Source organism: Hydrogenophaga sp. L76, assembly GCF_057654755.1.
On record NZ_CM172807.1, the window covers coordinates 4,232,007 to 4,251,508 of the forward strand.

16 protein-coding genes are annotated in these 19,502 nt (G+C 65.4%); 4 read left to right on the top strand and 12 right to left on the bottom strand.

Annotation, left to right across the window (positions count from 1 at the left end; genetic code table 11):
- Positions 1–9: 9 nt before the first annotated feature.
- The 6 genes from AC23D4_RS20680 to AC23D4_RS20705 form a co-directional block, all read right to left on the bottom strand.
- A complete protein-coding gene (locus tag AC23D4_RS20680) occupies positions 10–2,268 on the bottom strand; it encodes a RelA/SpoT family protein (protein WP_472887496.1) in 2,259 nt (752 codons plus the stop codon).
- A gap of 101 nt (positions 2,269–2,369) precedes the next feature.
- Positions 2,370–3,971 carry an L-aspartate oxidase gene (gene nadB, locus AC23D4_RS20685; protein WP_472887497.1) on the bottom strand — a complete coding sequence of 534 codons (1,602 nt, stop codon included), beginning with the start codon at positions 3,969–3,971 and terminating at the stop codon, positions 2,370–2,372.
- Positions 3,968–4,822, bottom strand: a complete 855-nt coding sequence (locus AC23D4_RS20690) for a segregation and condensation protein A (RefSeq protein ID WP_472887498.1) — start codon at positions 4,820–4,822, stop codon at positions 3,968–3,970. Before AC23D4_RS20690 ends, nadB begins: the two co-directional genes overlap by 4 nt.
- A 28-nt stretch (positions 4,823–4,850) precedes the next feature.
- Positions 4,851–5,063, bottom strand: coding sequence for a DUF3460 family protein (locus tag AC23D4_RS20695; protein WP_472887499.1), 213 nt, complete (start codon positions 5,061–5,063; stop codon positions 4,851–4,853).
- A gap of 40 nt (positions 5,064–5,103) precedes the next feature.
- Positions 5,104–6,174 carry a hypothetical protein gene (locus AC23D4_RS20700; protein ID WP_472887500.1) on the bottom strand — a complete coding sequence of 357 codons (1,071 nt, stop codon included), beginning with the start codon at positions 6,172–6,174 and terminating at the stop codon, positions 5,104–5,106.
- A 25-nt stretch (positions 6,175–6,199) separates the two neighbouring features.
- Positions 6,200–7,843, bottom strand: a complete 1,644-nt coding sequence (locus AC23D4_RS20705) for a SulP family inorganic anion transporter (RefSeq protein WP_472887501.1) — start codon at positions 7,841–7,843, stop codon at positions 6,200–6,202.
- Positions 7,844–7,953: 110 nt separating this feature from the next.
- Between AC23D4_RS20705 and bamE the strand changes: the two genes are divergently transcribed.
- On the top strand, positions 7,954–8,466 hold the full coding sequence (bamE, locus tag AC23D4_RS20710; RefSeq protein WP_472887502.1) for an outer membrane protein assembly factor BamE domain-containing protein: 513 nt from the start codon (positions 7,954–7,956) through the stop codon (positions 8,464–8,466).
- A gap of 6 nt (positions 8,467–8,472) precedes the next feature.
- Here bamE and AC23D4_RS20715 read toward each other — a convergent pair whose 3' ends face one another.
- Positions 8,473–9,213 carry a YoaK family protein gene (locus AC23D4_RS20715; RefSeq protein WP_472887503.1) on the bottom strand — a complete coding sequence of 247 codons (741 nt, stop codon included), beginning with the start codon at positions 9,211–9,213 and terminating at the stop codon, positions 8,473–8,475.
- Positions 9,214–9,222: 9 nt separating this feature from the next.
- Positions 9,223–11,277: a methionine--tRNA ligase gene (metG, locus tag AC23D4_RS20720; RefSeq protein WP_472887504.1), complete on the bottom strand. Its 2,055-nt coding sequence runs from the start codon at positions 11,275–11,277 to the stop codon at positions 9,223–9,225.
- A gap of 183 nt (positions 11,278–11,460) precedes the next feature.
- On the opposite strand from metG, the gene apbC reads away from it, so the two are divergent.
- On the top strand, positions 11,461–12,552 hold the full coding sequence (apbC, locus tag AC23D4_RS20725; RefSeq protein ID WP_472887505.1) for an iron-sulfur cluster carrier protein ApbC: 1,092 nt from the start codon (positions 11,461–11,463) through the stop codon (positions 12,550–12,552).
- An 80-nt stretch (positions 12,553–12,632) separates the two neighbouring features.
- Here the strand turns inward: apbC and AC23D4_RS20730 are convergent, their stop codons facing one another.
- The 3 genes from AC23D4_RS20730 to AC23D4_RS20740 are packed head-to-tail and all read right to left on the bottom strand — an operon-like array spanning position 12,633 to position 17,605.
- The gene (locus tag AC23D4_RS20730; RefSeq protein WP_472887506.1) at positions 12,633–14,363 is read right to left on the bottom strand and encodes a TolC family protein; all 1,731 of its coding nucleotides are present in this window, start codon (positions 14,361–14,363) and stop codon (positions 12,633–12,635) included.
- A 5-nt stretch (positions 14,364–14,368) separates the two neighbouring features.
- Entirely contained in the window at positions 14,369–15,718 is a 1,350-nt protein-coding gene (locus tag AC23D4_RS20735; RefSeq protein WP_472887507.1) for an HlyD family type I secretion periplasmic adaptor subunit, read from the bottom strand.
- A 39-nt stretch (positions 15,719–15,757) separates the two neighbouring features.
- The gene (locus tag AC23D4_RS20740) at positions 15,758–17,605 is read right to left on the bottom strand and encodes a type I secretion system permease/ATPase (RefSeq protein WP_472887508.1); all 1,848 of its coding nucleotides are present in this window, start codon (positions 17,603–17,605) and stop codon (positions 15,758–15,760) included.
- Between the two features lie 259 nt (positions 17,606–17,864).
- On the opposite strand from AC23D4_RS20740, the gene AC23D4_RS20745 reads away from it, so the two are divergent.
- Entirely contained in the window at positions 17,865–18,137 is a 273-nt protein-coding gene (locus tag AC23D4_RS20745) for a chlorhexidine efflux transporter (protein ID WP_472887509.1), read from the top strand.
- A 14-nt stretch (positions 18,138–18,151) separates the two neighbouring features.
- The gene (locus AC23D4_RS20750) at positions 18,152–18,313 is read left to right on the top strand and encodes a chlorhexidine efflux transporter (RefSeq protein WP_472887510.1); all 162 of its coding nucleotides are present in this window, start codon (positions 18,152–18,154) and stop codon (positions 18,311–18,313) included.
- A gap of 29 nt (positions 18,314–18,342) precedes the next feature.
- On the opposite strand, the gene AC23D4_RS20755 is transcribed toward AC23D4_RS20750, so the two are convergent.
- Positions 18,343–19,485, bottom strand: a complete 1,143-nt coding sequence (locus tag AC23D4_RS20755) for an ABC transporter substrate-binding protein (RefSeq protein ID WP_472887511.1) — start codon at positions 19,483–19,485, stop codon at positions 18,343–18,345.
- Between the last annotated feature and the right edge of the window lie 17 nt (positions 19,486–19,502).

Consider the following 19,502-nt stretch of genomic DNA (forward strand, 5'->3'; position numbering starts at 1 on the left):
GTCAGGCTGTCAGGGCTTGGCGGGCTTGAAACGCTGGGCCTTGAGGACCGAGGTGGTTCGCTTCAGGCTGCGTATCACGTCGGCCAGGTGCTGGCGGTCGCGCACCGAGACCGAGAAGCGGATGTCGGTGGCTGTCTGGGCCGGTTCGTCGCCCATATCCACGTGGGTGATGTCGGCTTCGACCGCAGCGATGGCCGAAGCCACGCGCGCCAGCACGCCTTTGCCGTTGGTCACGGTGACGACCACCATGGTTTCGAAGGGGCGCACCGGTTCGTCGGCCCACTCCACCTGCAGGAAACGCTCGCTGTCACGCGAGAGCAGGCGCCTGCCCGTGGGGCAGTCCTCGGCGTGCACCGTCAGACCTTCGCCTCGCCCCAGATAGCCCACGATGCGGTCGCCTGGAATGGGTTTGCAGCACGAGGCGTATTGCACCGACAGGCCTTCGCTGCCGTCCAGGCTGACCACGCCCTGGGAGACCGATTCGTCCTCTCCGCTGGCGTAGCGTTCGGTGCTGATCAGCAGGGCGTCGGGCTTGAGGCCGGTTTCAGACAACAGCACCGCGAGTTTCTTGCCCACCATGCTGGCAATGCGCTTGCCCATTCCAATGTCCGACAGGAGCTCGCTGCGTGTCTTGTTGCCGGTGAAGCGCAGCAGTTTTTCCCAGGTGGTTTTGTAGGGGCCGTCTTCGGTTGGCAGGGTGGCGATGCCTTCCGATCTCAGGGCCTGACCCAGCATGCGCTCGCCCAGCTCGTTCGACTTATCCTGCGCCAGGGTCTTGAGGTGGTGGCGGATCTTGGAGCGCGCGCGCCCGGTCTTCACGAACGAGAGCCAGGCCGGGTTGGGCTCGGCGGTTTCGCTGGTGATGATCTCGACGATGTCGCCGTTGTTCAACTCTGTGCGAAGCGGCCGCTGTTCGCTGTTGATCCGGGCCGCAACGGTCCTGTTGCCGACGTCGCTGTGGATCGCATAGGCGAAGTCCATCACCGTCGCCCCCCGGGGCAGTGCCATGATCTTGCTCTTGGGGGTGAACACATAGACCGCGTCCGGGAACAGGTCGATCTTGATGTGGTCCCAGAACTCGCTGGCGTCGTGGGTTTCCTGCTGGATGTCGAGCAAGGACTGCAGCCACTGCGTGCCCAGGCGTTGCGAGGTGTCGCTGTTGGGTTCGCTGGCCTTGTAAAGCCAGTGCGCGGCCACACCGGATTCGGCGACCACGTCCATGGCGTGGGTGCGCAGCTGGAATTCGATGTTGGTGCCGAACGGACCGATCAGCGTGGTGTGCAGCGACTGGTAGCCGTTGACCTTGGGGATGGCCACGTAGTCGCGGAACTTGCCAGGCAGCGGTTTGTAGAGCTGGTGCAATACACCCATGCCGGTGTAGCAGTCGCTGAGTTCGGGTACGACGATGCGAAAGCCGTAGATGTCGGTCACCTGAGAAAACGACAGGTGTTTGCTGTCCATCTTGCGGTAGACGGAGTAGAGCGTTTTCTCGCGGCCCATGGTGCGCACGGAAAGCCCGAACTTCCGGAACGCGGTCTCCACTTCACCCTGGACCCGGGCGATCAGGTCCTTGCGGCGGTTGCGCGATTTGTTCAGCGCCTTGGACAGGATCTCGTAACGCCACGGATGCAGGAAGCGGAAGGCCAGGTCCTGCAGTTCGCGGTAGGTGAAATTCAGGCCCAGGCGGTGCGCGATCGGAGCGTAGATCTCCAGCGTTTCGCTGCTGATGCGCTTCCATTTGCTGCGCGGCATGTCGCCCATGGTGCGCATGTTGTGCGTGCGGTCGGCCAGCTTGATCAGGATGACGCGCACATCCTTGGCCATGGCCAGCAGCATCTTGCGGAACGACTCCGCCTGGTTCTGTTCGCGGGTGTCGAACTCCAGCTTTTCGAGCTTGGTCAGTCCGTCGACCAGATCGGCCACCGGAGCACCAAACCGTTCCACCAGGTCCTCTTTGGTGACGCCGCAGTCTTCGATGGCATCGTGCATCAGCGCGGCCATCAGGGCCTGGGCATCGAGCTTCCATTCGGCGCACTGGGCAGCCACCGCGATCGGATGGGTGATGTACGGGTCACCGTTCTTGCGCATCTGGCCCAGGTGGGCTTCGTCGGCAAACCGGTAGGCCTGACGCACGCTTTCGATCTCGGGCGCGCTCAGGTAGTCCAGCTTGCCGACCAACACAGCAAAGCTGGCCGCAGCCGCACTGGCCGCGGGATGGGCCTGTGCGGAGGTCGACTTCACGGTGTCCGGATCGGCGGTGGTGGGCATCCCCCTACTTTAGCGCGAGAACCGCGCCGGCGCTGGCTGCAACGCCTGCATAGCTCCAGATGGGTGCACTTGAGCGCGATTCGCGGTCCTTGGGCGCCGTTTCACCGTGCCGGAGGCACCAGGATGGTCGGCTTGGCTTCGGGCAGCAGGTCCGGGTAGTCGCGGCTGAAGTGCAGGCCGCGGCTTTCGTGCCGCATCATGGCCGACATGACGATCAGGTCGGCCACCTGCACCAGGTTGCGCAGTTCGAGCAGGTCGCGCGTGACGTGGAACTGCGAATAGAACTCGTGGATTTCGCGCTGCAGCAGGGTGATGCGATGGGCGGCGCGTTCGAGACGTTTGTCGGTGCGCACGATGCCGACGTAGTCCCACATGAAACGGCGCAGTTCGTCCCAGTTGTGTGAAATCACCACCTGTTCGTCGGCGTCGGTGACGCGGCTTTCGTCCCACTGCGGCAGTTCGGGAGGCTGCGGTGCGTCGGCCGCCCGTATCGCGCCCACGGCTGCCTGGGCGAACACCATGCATTCCACCAGCGAGTTGCTGGCCAGGCGGTTGGCGCCGTGCAGGCCGGTGCAGGTGGTTTCGCCCACGGCGTACAGGCCGCTGAGGTCCGTGTGACCTTCGAGGTCGGTGACCACGCCGCCACAGGTGTAGTGCGCGGCGGGCACCACCGGGATCGGCTCCTTCGTGATGTCGATGCCGAGTTCGGCGCAGCGGGCCAGGATGTTCGGGAAGTGTTCCTGCAGGAACTCGGGGCTGTGGTGCGAGATGTCCAGGTGCACGCAGTCCAGACCGTGTTTCTTCATCTCGAAGTCGATGGCCCGGGCCACCACATCGCGCGGGGCCAGTTCGGCGCGCGGATCGTGGTCGGGCATGAAGCGGTGGCTGCCCAGCCGCGGTGGCAGTTTGAGCTGTCCGCCTTCGCCGCGCACGGCTTCGGTGATGAGGAAGCTCTTTGCGTGTGGGTGGTAGAGGCAGGTGGGGTGGAACTGGATGAATTCCATGTTGCCCACGCGGCAGCCGGCGCGCCAGGCGGCGGCGATGCCGTCGCCGGTGGCGGTGTCGGGGTTGGTGGTGTAGAGGTAGACCTTGCCCGCGCCGCCAGTGGCCAGGATGGTGTGTGGCGCGCTGAAGGTTTCGACCTCGTCGCGGTCCACATCGAGCACGTAGGCCCCATGGCAGCGCATGGGGGCTGCGCCGGGCTTGTGGTCGGGCAGTTTGCTGTCGGTGATCAGGTCGACCAGCATGTGGTTCTCGAAGAATGTGATGCCGGAGGTGGATCGGGCCAGCTGGCTCAGCGTGGTCTGCACGGCCGCGCCCGTGGCGTCGGTGGCGTGCACGATGCGGCGGTGGCTGTGGCCGCCCTCGCGGGTGAGGTGCAGGGCGCCGTTCTCGGTGGAGAAGGGAACGCCCAGTTCCTGCAGCCAGGCGATGGCGGCCGGTGCGTTTTCCACCGTGAAGCGGGTGGCTTCGAGATCGCAGAGGCCGGCGCCTGCGACCAGGGTGTCGTCCACGTGCGAGGCGTAGCTGTCGCCTTCGGCCAGCACGGCGGCGATGCCGCCCTGGGCCCAGTTGCTGGAGCCGTCGGAGATGCCGCGCTTGGTCACCACCGCCACGCGGTGGGTGGGCGCCAGGCGCAGGGCGGCCGTGAGACCGGCCAGGCCGCTGCCGATGATGAGGACGTCAAAGGAATGGGTGGTCATGGATTCGGGGTGTAGGCCAGGCGCACGTAAATCGGGGCAAATGCCTCGGCCTGGGTCAATTCGATCAAGGTTTCCTTGGCCAGCTCCAGCATGGCAATGAAGGTCACCACCAGCACCTGCTGGCCCCTGGACGGGTCAAAGAGTTCGCCGAATTCGACGAACTTTTTGCCCTGCAGGCGGCGCAGCACGATGCTCATGTGTTCGCGCACCGAGAGCTCTTCGCGGCTGATCTTGTGGTGCTGGACCAGCTTGGCGCGTTTGAGGATGTCGCGCCAGGCGCTTTGCAGGTCGAGCACAGCCACGTCCGGAAAACGCGGCGCCAGCGCCTGCTCGACAAAAACCTGCGCACGCAGGAAATCGCGGCCGTATTGCGGCATCTCGGCCAGACGCTGACCGGCCAGTTTCATCTGCTCGTATTCAAGCAGGCGGCGCACCAGCTCGGCGCGCGGGTCTTCGGCTTCTTCGCCCTCGGCCGTCTTTCTGGGCGGTAGCAGCATGCGTGACTTGATCTCGATCAGCATCGCGGCCATCAGCAGGTATTCGGCCGCCAGCTCCAGGTTGCTGGCGCGGATCTCGTCCACGTAGCTCAGGTACTGGCGCGTCACCGCGGCCATCGGGATGTCGAGGATGTTGAAGTTCTGCTTGCGTATCAGGTAAAGCAGCAGGTCCAGCGGGCCCTCGAAAGCTTCGAGGAAGACCTGCAGCGCATCCGGCGGGATGTACAGGTCGCGCGGCATGGTGAACAGCGGTTCACCGTACAGGCGGGCCAGCGCCACCTGGTCCACCACAGCGGGCATCACCGCGTCGAGCCCTTCGGGGGCGACGTCGAGTGTGCTGGCCTCGTTGCTCATGGGTGGGACCCGCGGGCGCGATCGGCGCTCAGGTGTGGTCGGAACCGGTCTGGTACACGTAGGGCTGCTGGGGCACGGTCGAGGCGGTGGCCTGGGACTGGAAGTCGCGGTCGACCTGCTTGTCCCACAGCAGCGAACGGCCCTCGCGCTGCTCCCGCTCCAGCTGTGGCTTGTCGGCCTTGAGCTTGTCGAGGAACTGTGTCGCGTCAGACGCGTAGTGCGGGCGGGCGAAGAAGGACATGGTGTTCGTCGGTGGGTGGGTTGGGGCTGGACCGGCGATTTTAGCGGTCCAGGGCTTCCACCGCCCGGCTGTGCCAGTTGAGCACCGTCTGGCGCACCGTCATCCGTGCCGCCAGGTCCGGATGGGATTCGCGCACCACGTCGGCGGCAAACCGGGCCATGAAGCGCGATTTGAGCACCGCGCGGGCACGGTCCACACCGATGTCTTCATAGGGCACCGACGAAAAAAGCAGAAAACCGTCGTCCGGGATGCGCCCGGCGCGCATGTTGGCCTGGATGATGCCGGCTGCCTGCCGGATCGGATCGGCGAGATCGGGGCTGTAGGGGCCGATGATGAGCGCCACATTGGGCAGGTGCAGCCAGTCGAAGCCGCGGCCGACGCAGATCATCCACTCGCGGTGCTCGATGTCCAGCCGGCGCGTGTGGCCGCGGATGTCGGCGATGTGGGCCAGATTGCCGATCAGCAGCGGCAGCAGGTCGTGCCGGATCTGGGTGGGCATGTCGGGCAGCAACTGCTGCAGGCGCTGGGGCAGGCTGTCGATGTCCTGGGCGCCCAGATCGGCCATGTTCAGCGTCTGGCCGTCTTGCCCGTGCACGACGAGGGCGTCTTCGTCGGTCTCGAAGCCGCACACCAGGGGGTACACGCTGCCATGTCCGGCGCCGAACAGCGTGGACACTTCGCGCTGGATGTCGAAGGTGTGGGCCCGGGCGTCTGCGGTGCGGTAGTGAAATCCGGCGCAGCCGCGCCGCTCATCGCCACGCGAGTGGTGGTAGGTGATGAGCACCAGCGCCTGCCGGCCCGAGCGCATGACCTTGTCCACGCTGGCCACCAGGGTCTCGCCCAGGTGGGGCCAGCCAAGCTGGAAGAAACCACCCAGGTTGCGAAACGGCTGGATGATGCCCTTGGGCGTCTGGGTGGCCACCGGGATGTTGATGCGCCCGTCCATGCACTTGAGCACCAGGATGGCCGTCGGATGACGGGCCAGGTGGCGTTGCCGGGCCAGCGAGGCTTCGGGACTCGCGTACTCCTGGGCGTGGCGTTCGGCCAGGCCGAACAGCCAGTCGATGCGCGCTGCGATGGGCTGGTCGTGCGGCAGGGTTTGAACGGTCATGGCGGTCACCCTGCGGCTGGGGTTTTCAGTGGAAGGTGTGCAGGTGGGCGGCAAAACCCGAGCGCTCGATCAGCGATCGCGGTTGAGGGTTCACACCCACCATGCCCAGATGCCCGCCGCGCTTTTCCACCGTCCTGTGCAACTGCTCCAGTGCGTCGAGACCGGTGGTGTCGAGCGAGATCAGCTGGCTGGCGTCGAGCATCACGTTCATGCCTGCGGGGCCCTGCTCCACCGCGGTGACGATAGGATCGATCTTGGCCACGGCGCCGAAGAACAGCGAACCGTAGAGGCGGTAGGTGAGCTGGTGTTGATTGCTGGCCAGCGGGTCGGCCCGGAAGATGTCACTCTGGCGCCGCACAAAGAGGAAGCAGGCCATCACCAGGCCGAGCTCCACCGCCACGGTCAGGTCGAAGACGATGGTCACCAGGAAGGTGGACACCATCATCAGGCGGTAGTGGTTGCTGAACTGTTTGAGGCGGCCGAACTCGCGCCACTCCCCCATGTTCCAGGCCACGAACAGCAGGACGCCGGCCAGCACGGCCAGTGGTATGTGCTGGGCCATGGGGGCCGCGAGCAGCACCACCGCGGCCAGCGTCGCTGCGTGCACGATGCCGGCCACGGGCGACACCGCACCCGAGCGGATATTGGTCACGGTGCGGGCGATGGTTCCGGTGGCCGGCATGCCGCCGAAGAAAGGCACCACCACGTTGGCCACGCCTTGCGCCATGAGTTCCTGGTTGGGGTCGTGCTTGGGTGTGTCGCTCAGTTGGTCGGCCACGCGGGCACACAGCAAGGACTCGATGGCGCCGAGCAGCGCGAGGGTCAGCGTGGGCGTGACCAGCAGGCGCACCGTGTCCCAGGAGAACGCCGGCAGCGCGAACGCAGGAACCCCTTGCGGAATGCCGCCAAACCGGCTGCCGATGGTGTCCACCGGCATGCTCATGGCCCAGGCCAGCAGCGAGAGCGTGACCAGCGCCACCACCGGTGCCGGCAGGCGCGAGGTGGCCTTGAGCGCGCTCACGGTGTGGATCTGGTCGAGCTGGCGGCGGAACTGCGAATCCACCGCCCACAGGCGCGGCCAGATGAAGAGGCCGATCACACACAGCGTTCCCAACCCGAACGCATAGGGGTTGAAGCTTTGCAGGTGCTGGCTGAGCGTGCCGATCTGGCCGAAGAAATCGCCCGGCATCTTGGCAATGTCCAGCCCCAGCCAGTCGCGCACCTGCGACAGCCCGATCAGCACCGCGATGCCGTTGGTGAACCCGATCACCACACTCACCGGCACGTAGCGCACCAGGGTGCCGAGCCGGAACAGGCCGAGCAGGAACAGCAGCACACCCGCGCTGGCGGTGGCGATCAGCAGGTTGGCCACGCCATAACGCTCGACGATGCCGTAGACGATGACGATGAAGGCACCGGCCGGGCCACCGATCTGCACCGATGTGCCGCCCAGGGCGGAGATGATGAAGCCCGCGATGATGGCCGTCCACAGGCCTGCCTCGGGCTTGAGCCCGCTGGCGATGGCAAACGCCATCGCCAGCGGGAGGGCCACGATGCCCACGGTGGCACCGGCGCCCATGTCCTTGACCAGTTTCTCGCCGTTGTAGCCTTTGAGGTCGTTCAGCAATCGAGGGCGAAACGGGGCCAGCGGAGGCAGGTTTTTCAGCATGCGCAAATGTTACCTTTGGCGACGATGACCGGAACTTACAGGCAGAACGGTTCTGGATGGGGGTTTACACTGATTTTTCCGTTGCAAACGGCATGAAGGGGCACCCGACCATGAAAAGCCAACCACACCGATTCGCTGGGCTGACCCTGGCGCTCGGCCTCCTGCTGGGCGTGACGGCCTGCGACCCGCAGAACATCAGCGAACTGGAAGAAGGCGTTTCCACCGAGGCCGATGTGCGCGAGCGGTTCGGCGCGCCCGAAGCGGTGTGGGAGGGCGACGACGGGGCTCAGATCTATGAGTACAACCGGCAGCCCGCCGGGTATCAGAACTACCAGATCACCATCGGGGCCGACGGCAAGATGGCCGCGCTGCGCCAGGTGCTCGCGCCACACAACTTCGAGCGCATCCAGCCCGGCATGCCGATGGAGGAGGTGCGGCGCATGCTGGGCAAGCCGATGAAAATCACGCCTTACGCGCTGAAGCAGGAGACCCACTACGACTGGCGTTACCGGGATGGTCCGAACGAAGGCGACGCCAAGCTGTTCACGGTGGTGTTCAACCCCGATCTGCGGGTGGTCTCCACGATGTCGGTGCGCGATCCGGATCTGGATCGCAGCCGCTGAGCCCGCTCAGTCGGGTCGCAGGCGCTTCCAGTCGTCCAGCGCCGGGCGCATCACCAGCAACAGCAGCGTGATCGCCAGCGGCACGGTGCTGATGTAGCCCAGGTATTTGAAGCCGAGGGCACCGGCGATGCCGCCCACCAGGAAGCTCAGCACGAGTTGCGCATGCACGCGCAGGCGTTCGCGGTCAGCGCGCACCGGTCGCATGTCCGGATGCCGGTTCACGTACAGCAGCTTGCCCAGCTCGATGCCCAGATCGGTGACCAGACCGGTCACGTGCGTGGTGCGGATGCGCGCCTGCGAGATCTTGGTGATCACGGCGTTCTGCAGTCCCATGATGTAACAGAGCAGCACCACCGTGACCGGCAGGAACACGGTGTGCCACAGGCTCATGGCGGCGCCGAAGATGCCGAACACCAGCAGCAGCACCGCTTCGATCAGCAGTGGCAGGCCGTAGGCGCTGCGCAGCTGCAGCCGCATGCCCCAGTTCACCAGCCAGGCGGTGCTCATGGCGCCCAGCAGAAAGGCCAGTACCGCGGCCAGTGCGGCGCCGGCCAGCACGAACTGGCCGAGCACCAGGTTGTCGGCCATGGCCGAGACCATGCCCGTCATGTGCGAGGTGTACTGGCCCACCGCCAGAAAACCGCCCGCGTTGGTCGCACCGGCCACGAAAGCCAGCACGGTGCCGAGCTTCAGGTCGGCCTGCGGCGTGCGCTTGAGGCTGGTGAAACCGCGGATGGGTTCGAACATCGATGGCGGTCAGTGGATCCGCATGCCCGGCTGGGCGCCCGGCCAGGGGTTGAGGATGTGGATGCCGGGCTGGGCCTTTTCGTCGGCGTGACTGGCGGCGAGCACCATGCCCTCGCTGACGCCGAACTTCATCTTGCGTGGCGCCAGGTTGGCGACCATCACGGTGAGTTTGCCCACCAGGTCTTCTGGCTTGTACATGCTGGCGATGCCGCTGAACACGTTGCGCGTGCGGCCTTCTCCCACGTCGAGTGTGAGGCGCAGCAGTTTGGTGGAGCCTTCCACCGCTTCGCAGTTGACGATCTGCGCGATGCGCAGGTCGATCCTGGCGAAGTCGTCGATGCCGATGGTGTCGGCGATGGGTTCACCACCGGGGACGATCTTCGGCTCTTCGGGCGCTGGTGGCGGTTCAAACAAGGCGTCGAGCTGCTTCACGTCCACGCGCTGCATCAGGTGCTGGTAGGCGCCGATGGCGTGGCCGGCGCCGAGCAGGCGGTTCGCGTCGGCGAACACCATCGGGGCGGTGTTGAGGAAGGCTTCCACGTCTTTCGCCAGCGCGGGCAGCACGGGCTTGAGGTAGAGCGTGAGCAGGCGGAAGGCTTCGATGCAGGTGGTGCACACGTCGTGCAGCCGGCCTTCCATGCCTTCTTTTTTCGCCAGTTCCCAGGGCTTGTTCTGGTCCACGTAGGCGTTCACACGGTCGGCCAGCAGCATGATCTCGCGCAGGGCCTTGCCGTATTCGCGCTCGGCGTACAGCTCGGTGATGCTGGGGGCGGCCACTTCCAGGTGGTCCAGGAGCGCGTCGCCGTCGGCCGAGACCTCGCCCAGCTTCCCATCGAAACGCTTGGCGATGAAGCCTGCGGCGCGCGATGCGATGTTGATGTACTTGCCCACCAGGTCGCTGTTGACCCGGGCCATGAAGTCTTCGGGGTTGAAGTCCACGTCCTCGTTTTTGCCGCTGAGCTTGGCCGCGAGGTAATACCGCAGCCACTCGGGGTTCATGCCGAGTTCCAGGTATTTGAGCGGGTTCAGGCCGGTACCCCGGCTCTTGCTCATCTTCTCGCCGTTGTTGATGGTGAGGAAGCCGTGCACAAACACCGCATTGGGCACCTTGCGGCCGCTGAACTTGAGCATCGCGGGCCAGAACAGGGTGTGGAAGGTGATGATGTCCTTGCCGATGAAGTGGAACTGCTCGGTGGTGGGGTCGGCCATGAAGGCGTCGTAGTCACGGCCGGTCTTGCTGAAGTGGTTCTTGAGCGAAGCGAGGTAGCCGATGGGCGCGTCCAGCCAGACGTAGAAGTACTTGCCCGGTGCGTCAGGGATCTCGATGCCGAAATAGGGCGCATCGCGGCTGATGTCCCAGTCGCCCATCCTGGGCTTGCCGTCTTCGCCAGGCTCGATCCACTCGGCGATCTTGTTCAGCACCTCGGGCTGCACCGCGCCGCTCTGCGTCCACTGGTCGAGGAAGGCGAGGCAGCGCGGGTCGGACAGTTTGAAGAAAAAGTGCTCCGAGCTTTTCAGCACCGGCTGGGCGCCGGAGAGCGCCGAATACGGGTTCTTCAACTCGGTGGGTGCGTAGACGGCGCCGCAGACCTCGCAGTTGTCACCGTACTGGTCCTTGGCGCCGCACTTGGGGCATTCGCCCTTGATGAAACGGTCGGGCAGGAACATGTTCTTCTGTGGGTCGAAGAACTGTTCGATGGTGCGGGTTTCGATCAGATCATTGGCCTTGAGCGCGCGGTAGATGTCCTGCGCCAGCTCGTGGTTTTCCGGGGCGTCGGTGCTGTGCCAGTTGTCGAAGCCGATGTGGAAACCGTCCAGGTAGGGCTTGCGCCCGGCGGCGATGTCGGCCACGAACTGCTGCGGTGTCTTGCCGGCCTTTTCGGCCGCGATCATGATCGGCGCACCGTGCGCGTCGTCGGCGCAGACGAAGTGCACCTCGTGGCCCTGCATGCGCTGGAAACGCACCCAGATGTCGGCCTGGATGTACTCCATGATGTGGCCGATGTGGAAATGGCCGTTGGCATAGGGCAGGGCGGTGGTGACGAACAGGCGACGCGGGCTCATGGCTGGGGGCTTTCTTTCGGGGGAACCCGTGATTTTAGGCGGCCCCGGTCGCCAGCGCCTGACGCGTCAAGCCCTCACGTCCGCTGTGTGTTTGCCCGTGCGGCGGTGGGTGTGGCATCGGGGCGTTAGACTTCGGGCCACTTCTGCATATCCACCCACGTCTTTCCCTCAGGAGATCTTTCGATGGCCGTCGACCAACAAGCGCTGCTCAATGCCCTGCAGACCGTGACCGACCCGAACACGGGCAAGGACTTTGTGTCCACCAAGGCACTGAAGAACCTGAACGAGCAGTACGGAGACGTGTCGTTCGATGTCGAACTCGGCTATCCGGCCAAGAGCCAGATGCCTGCCTTGCGTCGCGCCCTGATCACGGCAGCCAAGTCGGTGGACGGGGTGGAGAACGTGTCGATCAACATGACCAGCAAGATCATTCCGCACGCGGTGCAGCGTGGCGTGCAGCTGCTGCCGAGCGTGAAGAACATCATCGCCGTGGCCTCGGGCAAGGGCGGCGTGGGCAAGAGCACGACGGCGGTCAACCTGGCGCTGGCGCTGTCCGCCGAGGGCGCCAAGGTCGGCATCCTGGACGCCGACATCTACGGCCCCAGCCAGCCCATGATGATGGGTGTGGAAGGCCGGCCCGAAAGCGTCGACGGCAAGACCATGGAGCCGCTGGAGAACTACGGCGTGCAGGTGATCTCGATCGGTTTCCTGGTCGACAAGGATGAAGCCATGATCTGGCGCGGCCCCATGGCCACGCAGGCGCTGGAGCAGTTGCTGCGCCAGACCAACTGGAAAGACCTGGACTACCTGATCGTCGACATGCCTCCCGGCACCGGCGACATCCAGCTCACGCTCTCCCAGCGCGTGCCGCTCACCGGCGCGGTGATCGTGACCACGCCGCAGGACATTGCCCTGCTCGACGCGCGCAAGGGCATCAAGATGTTTGAAAAGGTGGGTGTGCCCATCCTCGGCATCGTGGAAAACATGGCGGTCTACTGCTGCCCCAACTGCGGTCACACCGAACACATTTTCGGCGCCGATGGCGGCAAGAAAATGGCGGCCGAATACGGCATGGATTACCTGGGTGCATTGCCGCTGAACATGTCGATCCGGGTGCAGGCCGACAGCGGCATGCCCACCGTGGTGTCCGACCCCGATGGCGAGATCGCCGAGATCTACAAGTCGGTGGCTCGCCAGGTGGCGATCAAGATCGCGAAGCAGGCCAAGGACTTCTCGTCGAAATTTCCGAGCATCAAGATCTCCAAAGAAACCTGAGCCCGGTTGGGTATCACTTCCAGCAAAAAGGGCCCGCATCTGCGGGCCCTTTTTGCTGGGGGAGCGCTGGCGTCCGGCGCCTACCGACCAGCCAGCTGCATCAGGTCGCCTTCGGTGAGCACACCCGCGTTGAAGCGCAAGCGCAGGAAGGCGAGCAGGTGGGCGTAGCGGGCGTCTGCCAGCTCGCGTTCGGCGATCACCAGCCGCTCGCGGGCGTTGAGCACGTCGAGGTTGGTGCGCACCCCGGCGGCCGTGCTCTTGATGGTCGCGTCGACGGCGATGCGACCGGATTCCACGGCCTGCTCCAGCGCTTGCACGCGCAAGGTGGTGGATTGCTGAAGGCGGAGCTGGCGGTTCAGTTCCAGCAGCACCTCGTCCACGCGGGCGTCCATCTCGGCCTGGGCCTGAGCCAGGCGGGCCGCCACCTGGCGGGTTCTGGCCGACACGGCTCCGCCCGAATACAGCGGTATGTTGAGCTCCACGCCCACCACATGGTTGGTGGTCCGCCGGCGGGTGCTGAGGTTCTGCTCGGCGTTGAACCGGGAGCTGGAGGTGGCGGCGGAACTGGACGTGGTGGTGTAGTTCGAGTTGACGCTCTCGTTCAGGAGGGGGGCCGAGCCGGTCGACACGCTGGACGTGGAGCCGGTGGTGGAGCTCGCGCTGGTGGAGTCGCTGGCGCTCGTGGTGGTGTTCGAGATCGGGTTGACGTTGGAGCGGAAGTTGTCGCGTCCCACGGACGCCACCAGATCCAGTCGGGGATAGTGGCCGCTTTCAGCCTTGCTGACCTCCTGGTGGGCCGCCTCGACCTGGTAGCGCAGGGCTTCCAGCAGACCGTTCTGCGACAGGGCCAGTCCGTGCCAGTCTTCAGGGGTGGAGGCCAGGGTCGACGAGGTGACGATGTCGGTTTTCAGGGGGGCGAAAGCGGTTGCCCGAACACCGGTCATCGCGATGAGGCGGTTGCGGGCGACCAGCAGCGCGTCTTCGGCCTCGATGAGTTGGGCCTCTGCGAGCGCGCGCTTGGCCCGGGTTTCCAGCACATCGGTCAAGGTGCCTTCGCCACTGGAGAGCATGCGCTCGTTGGTGGTCTGCTGCTCGGTCAGGGTGACGAGCTGGGTGAGCACGAGCCGCCGGCTCTCTTCGGCAAAAAGGGCACCCGCGTAGACCTCGGCCACCCGGACCATGAGCTCCTGCTGCTGGCTCCGGAACCGGGCTTCGCTGGCGGCGCTCAGGGCCTTGCCCTGGCGGTAGCCGGCCATGGCGCCGAAGTTGATCAGGGGCTGGCGCAGCTGCAGGGCTGTTCGGGTGTCCCGGAACTTGTTGGTTTCGATCTCGGTTTCGTCAACGGTCGAGTGCCCGGTGCTGTCCGTGTGGGTGTCGGTTTCCGAATCCGTGACACGGCGCTGCGATTCCCGGGGCTGGCCGGCGAGGGGTCCGGTGAATGCATTGGACGTCTGCAGCCGGTCGTTGGTGATGGTGCTGGTGCTGGTGGCCGTGCTGCTCTGGGTGGCTTCGGTGGATGCGGTGACCTGGCCCTGGGTCGACCGCGTGGTGTTCCGGTTGGTGGAATAGGTGGCGGCGATGCTGGGCAGCAGTTGTGCCCGCCCGAGGATTTTTTCTTCCCTGCCTGCATCGAGCGCTGCGATCGCGGCGCGGAAGGTGGGATCGTTCAGGCGCGCGGCCTCGTAGGCACGGGCCAGGTCCAGCGCTTCGGCGCCGGCAGAGGTGGCCCAGGCCAGCGCCACGTTCAGGCAGATCAGGCGCATCCGCCGCTGCGCGGATCGGGTGCTGGGGCGAATGGGGTTGGCGTCCACGGTGCTCACTCCTCGGTCATGGACATGCGGAAGTTGTCGCGCAGGGGGCGCAGGAGGTAGTTCATGAGTGTTCGCTCGCCGGTGCGCACGAACAGTTCGACCGGCATGCCGGGGCGCACCTGCAGATCGGCGAGCAGCTTGCGGCCTTCGGGTGTGACCTCGGCACGCATGCGGTAGTAGGGCATGCCGGTCTGTTCGTCGACCAGGCGGTCGGGCGAGACCTGCGTGACGACGCCAGGGATGCGTGGCGTGGTGTTCTGGTTGAAGGCCGAGAAGATCAGTTCGACCGGCAACTTCGGGTGCACCGAATCGATGAGGTGCACCGGCACCTGGCCTTCAACGATCAGGGGCTCGTCCAGCGGAACGATGTCCATCATGCGAAAGCCGGGCGAGACCACGCCGCCTTCGGTGAAGATGCTGACATCGGCCACCATGCCGCTGACCGGTGCCTTCACTTCGGCGTTGTTCAGTTCATAGTCCAGCCCCTCCAGCCGGCTGCGCAGCGCATCCACCTGCTGCTGGATTTCGGTGAGCTGGGTGCGCACTTCTTTCTGGTAGTCCTGCTGGCGCAACAGGGCCCGCAGGCGCAGTTCGCTGACCTGGCTCTGGTTGCGGCCGAGGTTGCCCGTGTCTTCCGCGATGGAGGCTTCAATCTGGGCGTGATTGCGTTCCAGTTCCAGCAAGCGGTTGCGTGGCATGTAGCCGTCTTTGGCCAGGTCGCGCATGCCGTCGATCTGCTGCTGGAGCAATCGCAGTTGCAGCAGCTTGCCCTGGCGCGACTCTTCGACACCGGCGGCGTAGGCGTTCAGTCCGAAGATGTTCTGCTCTGTGGCGGCCAGATCGCTGCGCAGTGCACCCTGGCGGGACTCGAAGAGCTGTTTTTGAACGGCGAGCGTGGTGGCCACGCGCGGATCGTTGCCGCTGGCCTGGATGTCGGGTGGAAACACCAGGCTGGGGCGCCCGTCGCGTTCAGCCAGCAAGCGGGCCTCGGTGATGCGCGCGGCCAGGAACTGGATGCGGGTGATTTCGGCGTTGGCCCGGGCCTGCACGCTGTTCATGCGCACCAGCGGTTGCCCGGCGGTGACGGTGTCGCCTTCCCTGACGAAAATCTCGTCAACCGTGCCGCCGGTGAGGTGTTGCACGGCCTTCTTGTTGCCGGCGACGGTGACCGTGCCGCCCATGGGAACGCCCTTGTCCAGCGGCGCAAACGTCGCCCAGATCAGGAAGCTGCCCAGACCCAAGAGCACGAGCCACCAGCCCAGACGGGCATGCGAGCGGACGTCGGTCTTGACCGGGTTGTCCTCTTCTTCTGACCGGATGTGGGCGTCGGTCACGGCCATGGCGTTGGTGGTCATCGTGTGGGCACTCCGGAAGTGATCGGTTCGACGGCGGGTTCAGGCGGTCTCGCCGGTGGCGGGCGCCGCCGGGGCCGTGGGGGCGGGGGGGGCGGCTGTCTTGTCGGTGATGGGGCCCGGTGGCTGTGCGGGTGTGGCGGCGGCCGGGTTCTGCACCGCCAGGCGCGGCGGCGCAGCCCCATTGGCGCCTTGCGCCTGCTGGGTGGCCTTGGCCAGATCGAGAAGCACCTGTTTGGTCGGGCCGAACATCTGGGGCATGCCGTCGCGCAGGAACAGCAGTTTGTTGGTGATGCCGATGGCGTTGGTCCGGTGCGTGATGATCACCAGCGTCTTGCCGCGTTTGCGCAGGTCGGCAATCGCCGAGAGCAGCGCCTGTTCGCCCGTGTCGTCGAGGTTGGAGTTGGGTTCGTCCAGCACGATCAGCGACGGGTCGTCGTACATCGCCCGGGCCAGCCCGATGCGCTGTTTCTGACCTCCCGAAAGGCCCGCGCCACCGTCGCCCAGCGGCGTGTCGTAGCCTTGCGGCAGGCGCAGGATCATGTCGTGCACACCCGCGCGCTCGGCGGCCTGGATCACCTTGAGCGAGTCCACTTCGCCAAAACGCGCAATGTTTTCGGCCACGGTGCCACCGAAGAGTTCGATGTCCTGCGGCAGATAGCCCACGTACGGGCCCAGTTCGGCCTTGTTCCACTGGAACACGTCGGCACCATCCAGGCGGACCTTGCCGGCGGCGGCCGGCCAGACGCCCACCAGCAGGCGCGCCAGGGTGGACTTGCCCGAACCGCTGGGGCCGATGACGCCGACCACATCACCCGCGGCCACCGTGAGGCTCAGGTTGCGCAGGGCGGGCACGTTGGAGCCCGGTGGCACGGCCGTCACGCTTTCGAGAGAAAGGTTGCCCAGCGGCTTGGGCAGGGGCATGCCTTCGCGGCGGGCCGGGTTGCTGGCCAGCAGTTCGCTCAGGCGCTGGTAGGCGCTGCGGGTGGACGACCAGCCTTTCCAGACGTTGATGAGCTGGTCGACCGGCGCCAGTGCGCGGCCCATGAGGATGGAGCCGACGATCATCATGCCGGGGGTGATGCGGTTTTCCAGCGCCAGCAACGCGCCCAGGCCCAGGATCAGCGACTGCAGCGAGATGCGCACGAACTTGCTGGTGGCGGTGACGATGCCCGCCTTTTCGCTGGCTTCGGCCTGCAGCTGCAGGAAGCGGCCATGCAGCTTGAACCAGCGCGACATCAGGTTGGGCAGCATGCCCATGGCCTGGATGACTTCGGCGTTGCGCAGGTTGTTGGTGGCCAGCGCGCCGGCGGTCACGGCCATGCCGTTGGCTTCGGCCAGCGGTTTGCGCGAAACAACCTCGTTGACGTAGGCCAGGATGACCAGAATGATCGTGCCCCCGACGGCGAAAACACCCAGGATCCAGTCAAACAGGAAGATGACCAGCAGGTACATCGGGAACCAGGGGGCGTCAAAAAAGGCGAACAGCGAGTTGCCGGTGAGGAACTGACGGATCGTCGTCAGGTCCTGCAGTGCCTGGCCGGCGTTGCCGCCCGACTTCTTGAGGTTCTGCTCGAAGGAGGCGGTGTACACCCGCTTGTTGAGCTTCATGTCGAGCTGGGCGCCGACGCGGATCAGCACGAAGCTGCGCACGAACTCCAGGCCGTTCATGAGCAGATACGCCCCCAGGATCATCAGGGTGAGCATGATCAGCGTTGTCTCGTTGCGGCTGGAGAGCACGCGGTCATACACCTGCAGCATGTAGAGCGAGGGCACCAGCATCAGCAGATTGATGATGGCGCTGAACACACCCACGCTGCGAAAGGCACCCCGAAAACCCGCCAGGGCCTGTCCGATTTCGTTGTTGGGCAATTTCAGGCTGGAAAACATGGTCAGTAGCGGATCCTCGCCGGGGAAGTCTTTCGTGTTCAGTCACTGTAATCGAACACTGTCCCCCATGCTTGTGTCGTAAACCCCATGCGGTCAATTGCATCACCACTTTGGCGCAAATGCGGGGCTTTGTCGATGTTCGGCGGCACCTGGCGATGCGGTTGGCTTCTTGCAAGTGCCTGCCGGCGGACTCACCACGCTTTGGGGGGGCGGGCATTCGGGCAACGGTTGCGGAAGACGCCACAATCGCGCCCTTCCCATGCCACTTCATCTTGCCCCCCGCGCCCGCCGGATCGTTCAGGCGGTTCTTTACGAAACCTTCGCCGTCGCTTTTGTCGCTCCGGTGCTCATGTTCGTGTTTGGACAGGCGCCGCTGTCGTCGCTGGCGCTCACGCTCACCATGTCGAGCATCGCGCTGGCCTGGAACTGCGGGTTCAACTTCTTCTTCGAGCGCTGGGAAGCACGGCAGCCGGTCAAGGGCCGCTCGCGTTGGCGGCGGGCGGCATCGGCTTCGAAGTTGGGCTGGCGATGATCCTGGTGCCGGTGATGGCCATCTGGCTCGGCCTCTCGTTGTGGGCGGCGCTGGTGGCCAACCTGGGCCTGCTGCTGTTTTTCCTGGTCTACACGGTGGTCTTCACCTGGCTCTTCGACCGCGTGTTTGGCCTGCCCGCATCGGCGCTGGCGCGCCCTGACGCCGGCGCCTTCTGACTGAGGGTGTCAGCCGGTCGCAGCCGGCATCAGTAGCGCAAGCGTCCCGCGGCGTCGATGATCGCCAGCTCCACGTAGTTGGAGCCGTTGTGTGATCGGGGCGAGTACTGGGCCGTGAAACGGCCGAACGCGAGCTCACCCGCGCCTTCCATGGCCCGGATGAAGCTGGCGGTGCTCAGCTCCCGTCCCGTGCGCCGGAGGCCTTCGACCAGCAGGCGGGCGTGCACGAAACCTTCGAACTGGGAGGCTGAGGGAGGGGTGTCGGGCGACCTGGCGGCGTGCAGCTTCAGGTATTCGGTCACCACGGGTACTGCGTTGTTGCGCAGCGAGGGCATGATCTGCGCGAGCACGATGCCGCGCGCCTTGTCTTTCAGCACCCGGTTGATGCCATCCAGGCTGGCGACGGAGAAGCCATAGAACACCGGGCGGGTGGCGGTCGCCTGCACCGCCTGGACGTAGTTCGTGAACGTCAGTCCCGCGGTGCCGACGATGACGGCCTGGGGATTGGCCTGCGCCGTGGCGGCCGCAGCGGCCGCGAAATCGGGCGCGGCCGGATCGACCTTGACCTCGACGGCCAGCGGCAGATTCTCTGCTGCAGAGGACTTCCTGACTTCGGCCAGCAGGGCCTTGCCCAGCCCGTCGTCCTGATAGAAAAAGGCGACCCGGGTGACGCCTATCTGCTTGAGCTGGGACAGGATGCGGGTGGACTCGTTGGCGTAACCGGCACGCACGTGGAACACGTGGGGGTTGACGGTGTCACGCAAGGCCGACGCACCCGTGACCGGACCGAACAGGATGGTTTTTGTTTCCTTGAGCATCGGCAGCACGGCCGCCGTCTGGGCGGTGCCGGTGCTGTTGAAGAGCATGAACACCTTGTGTTCGTCCAGCGGCTTGCGGGAGTTCTCCACCGCGCGTTTGGGATCAAAACCGTCGTCCAGGGTGGTGAAGCTGATCTTGCGCCCGTGGATGCCGCCGGCTGCGTTGACCGCGTCGAACAGCAGCCGCGCGCCCTCGCCGTACTGCACGGTCTGCGGCCCCAGCGGGCCCGAGAGCACCTGCGAGGCGCCCAGCCGGATCTCGGTGGACGTGACGCCTTCGTCGCCTGCGTGTGCCGCCGCGGCGAGCGCAAATCCCAGTACCAGTGCCAGTCCCCGTCCCCATCTATGAAGCATGTCGAACCCTTGTTTTC

Bases quoted from the DNA above. Each gene is read 5' to 3' on its own strand.
- AC23D4_RS20680 (WP_472887496.1), bottom strand. From the start codon at position 2,268: ATGCCCACCACCGCCGATCCGGACACCGTGAAGTCGACCTCCGCACAG.
- nadB (WP_472887497.1), bottom strand. From the start codon at position 3,971: ATGACCACCCATTCCTTTGACGTCCTCATCATCGGCAGCGGCCTGGCC.
- AC23D4_RS20690 (WP_472887498.1), bottom strand. From the start codon at position 4,822: ATGAGCAACGAGGCCAGCACACTCGACGTCGCCCCCGAAGGGCTCGAC.
- AC23D4_RS20695 (WP_472887499.1), bottom strand. From the start codon at position 5,063: ATGTCCTTCTTCGCCCGCCCGCACTACGCGTCTGACGCGACACAGTTC.
- AC23D4_RS20700 (WP_472887500.1), bottom strand. From the start codon at position 6,174: ATGACCGTTCAAACCCTGCCGCACGACCAGCCCATCGCAGCGCGCATC.
- AC23D4_RS20705 (WP_472887501.1), bottom strand. From the start codon at position 7,843: ATGCTGAAAAACCTGCCTCCGCTGGCCCCGTTTCGCCCTCGATTGCTG.
- bamE (WP_472887502.1), top strand. From the start codon at position 7,954: ATGAAAAGCCAACCACACCGATTCGCTGGGCTGACCCTGGCGCTCGGC.
- AC23D4_RS20715 (WP_472887503.1), bottom strand. From the start codon at position 9,213: ATGTTCGAACCCATCCGCGGTTTCACCAGCCTCAAGCGCACGCCGCAG.
- metG (WP_472887504.1), bottom strand. From the start codon at position 11,277: ATGAGCCCGCGTCGCCTGTTCGTCACCACCGCCCTGCCCTATGCCAAC.
- apbC (WP_472887505.1), top strand. From the start codon at position 11,461: ATGGCCGTCGACCAACAAGCGCTGCTCAATGCCCTGCAGACCGTGACC.
- AC23D4_RS20735 (WP_472887507.1), bottom strand. From the start codon at position 15,718: ATGACCACCAACGCCATGGCCGTGACCGACGCCCACATCCGGTCAGAA.
- AC23D4_RS20740 (WP_472887508.1), bottom strand. From the start codon at position 17,605: ATGTTTTCCAGCCTGAAATTGCCCAACAACGAAATCGGACAGGCCCTG.
- AC23D4_RS20745 (WP_472887509.1), top strand. From the start codon at position 17,865: ATGCCACTTCATCTTGCCCCCCGCGCCCGCCGGATCGTTCAGGCGGTT.
- AC23D4_RS20750 (WP_472887510.1), top strand. From the start codon at position 18,152: ATGGCCATCTGGCTCGGCCTCTCGTTGTGGGCGGCGCTGGTGGCCAAC.
- AC23D4_RS20755 (WP_472887511.1), bottom strand. From the start codon at position 19,485: ATGCTTCATAGATGGGGACGGGGACTGGCACTGGTACTGGGATTTGCG.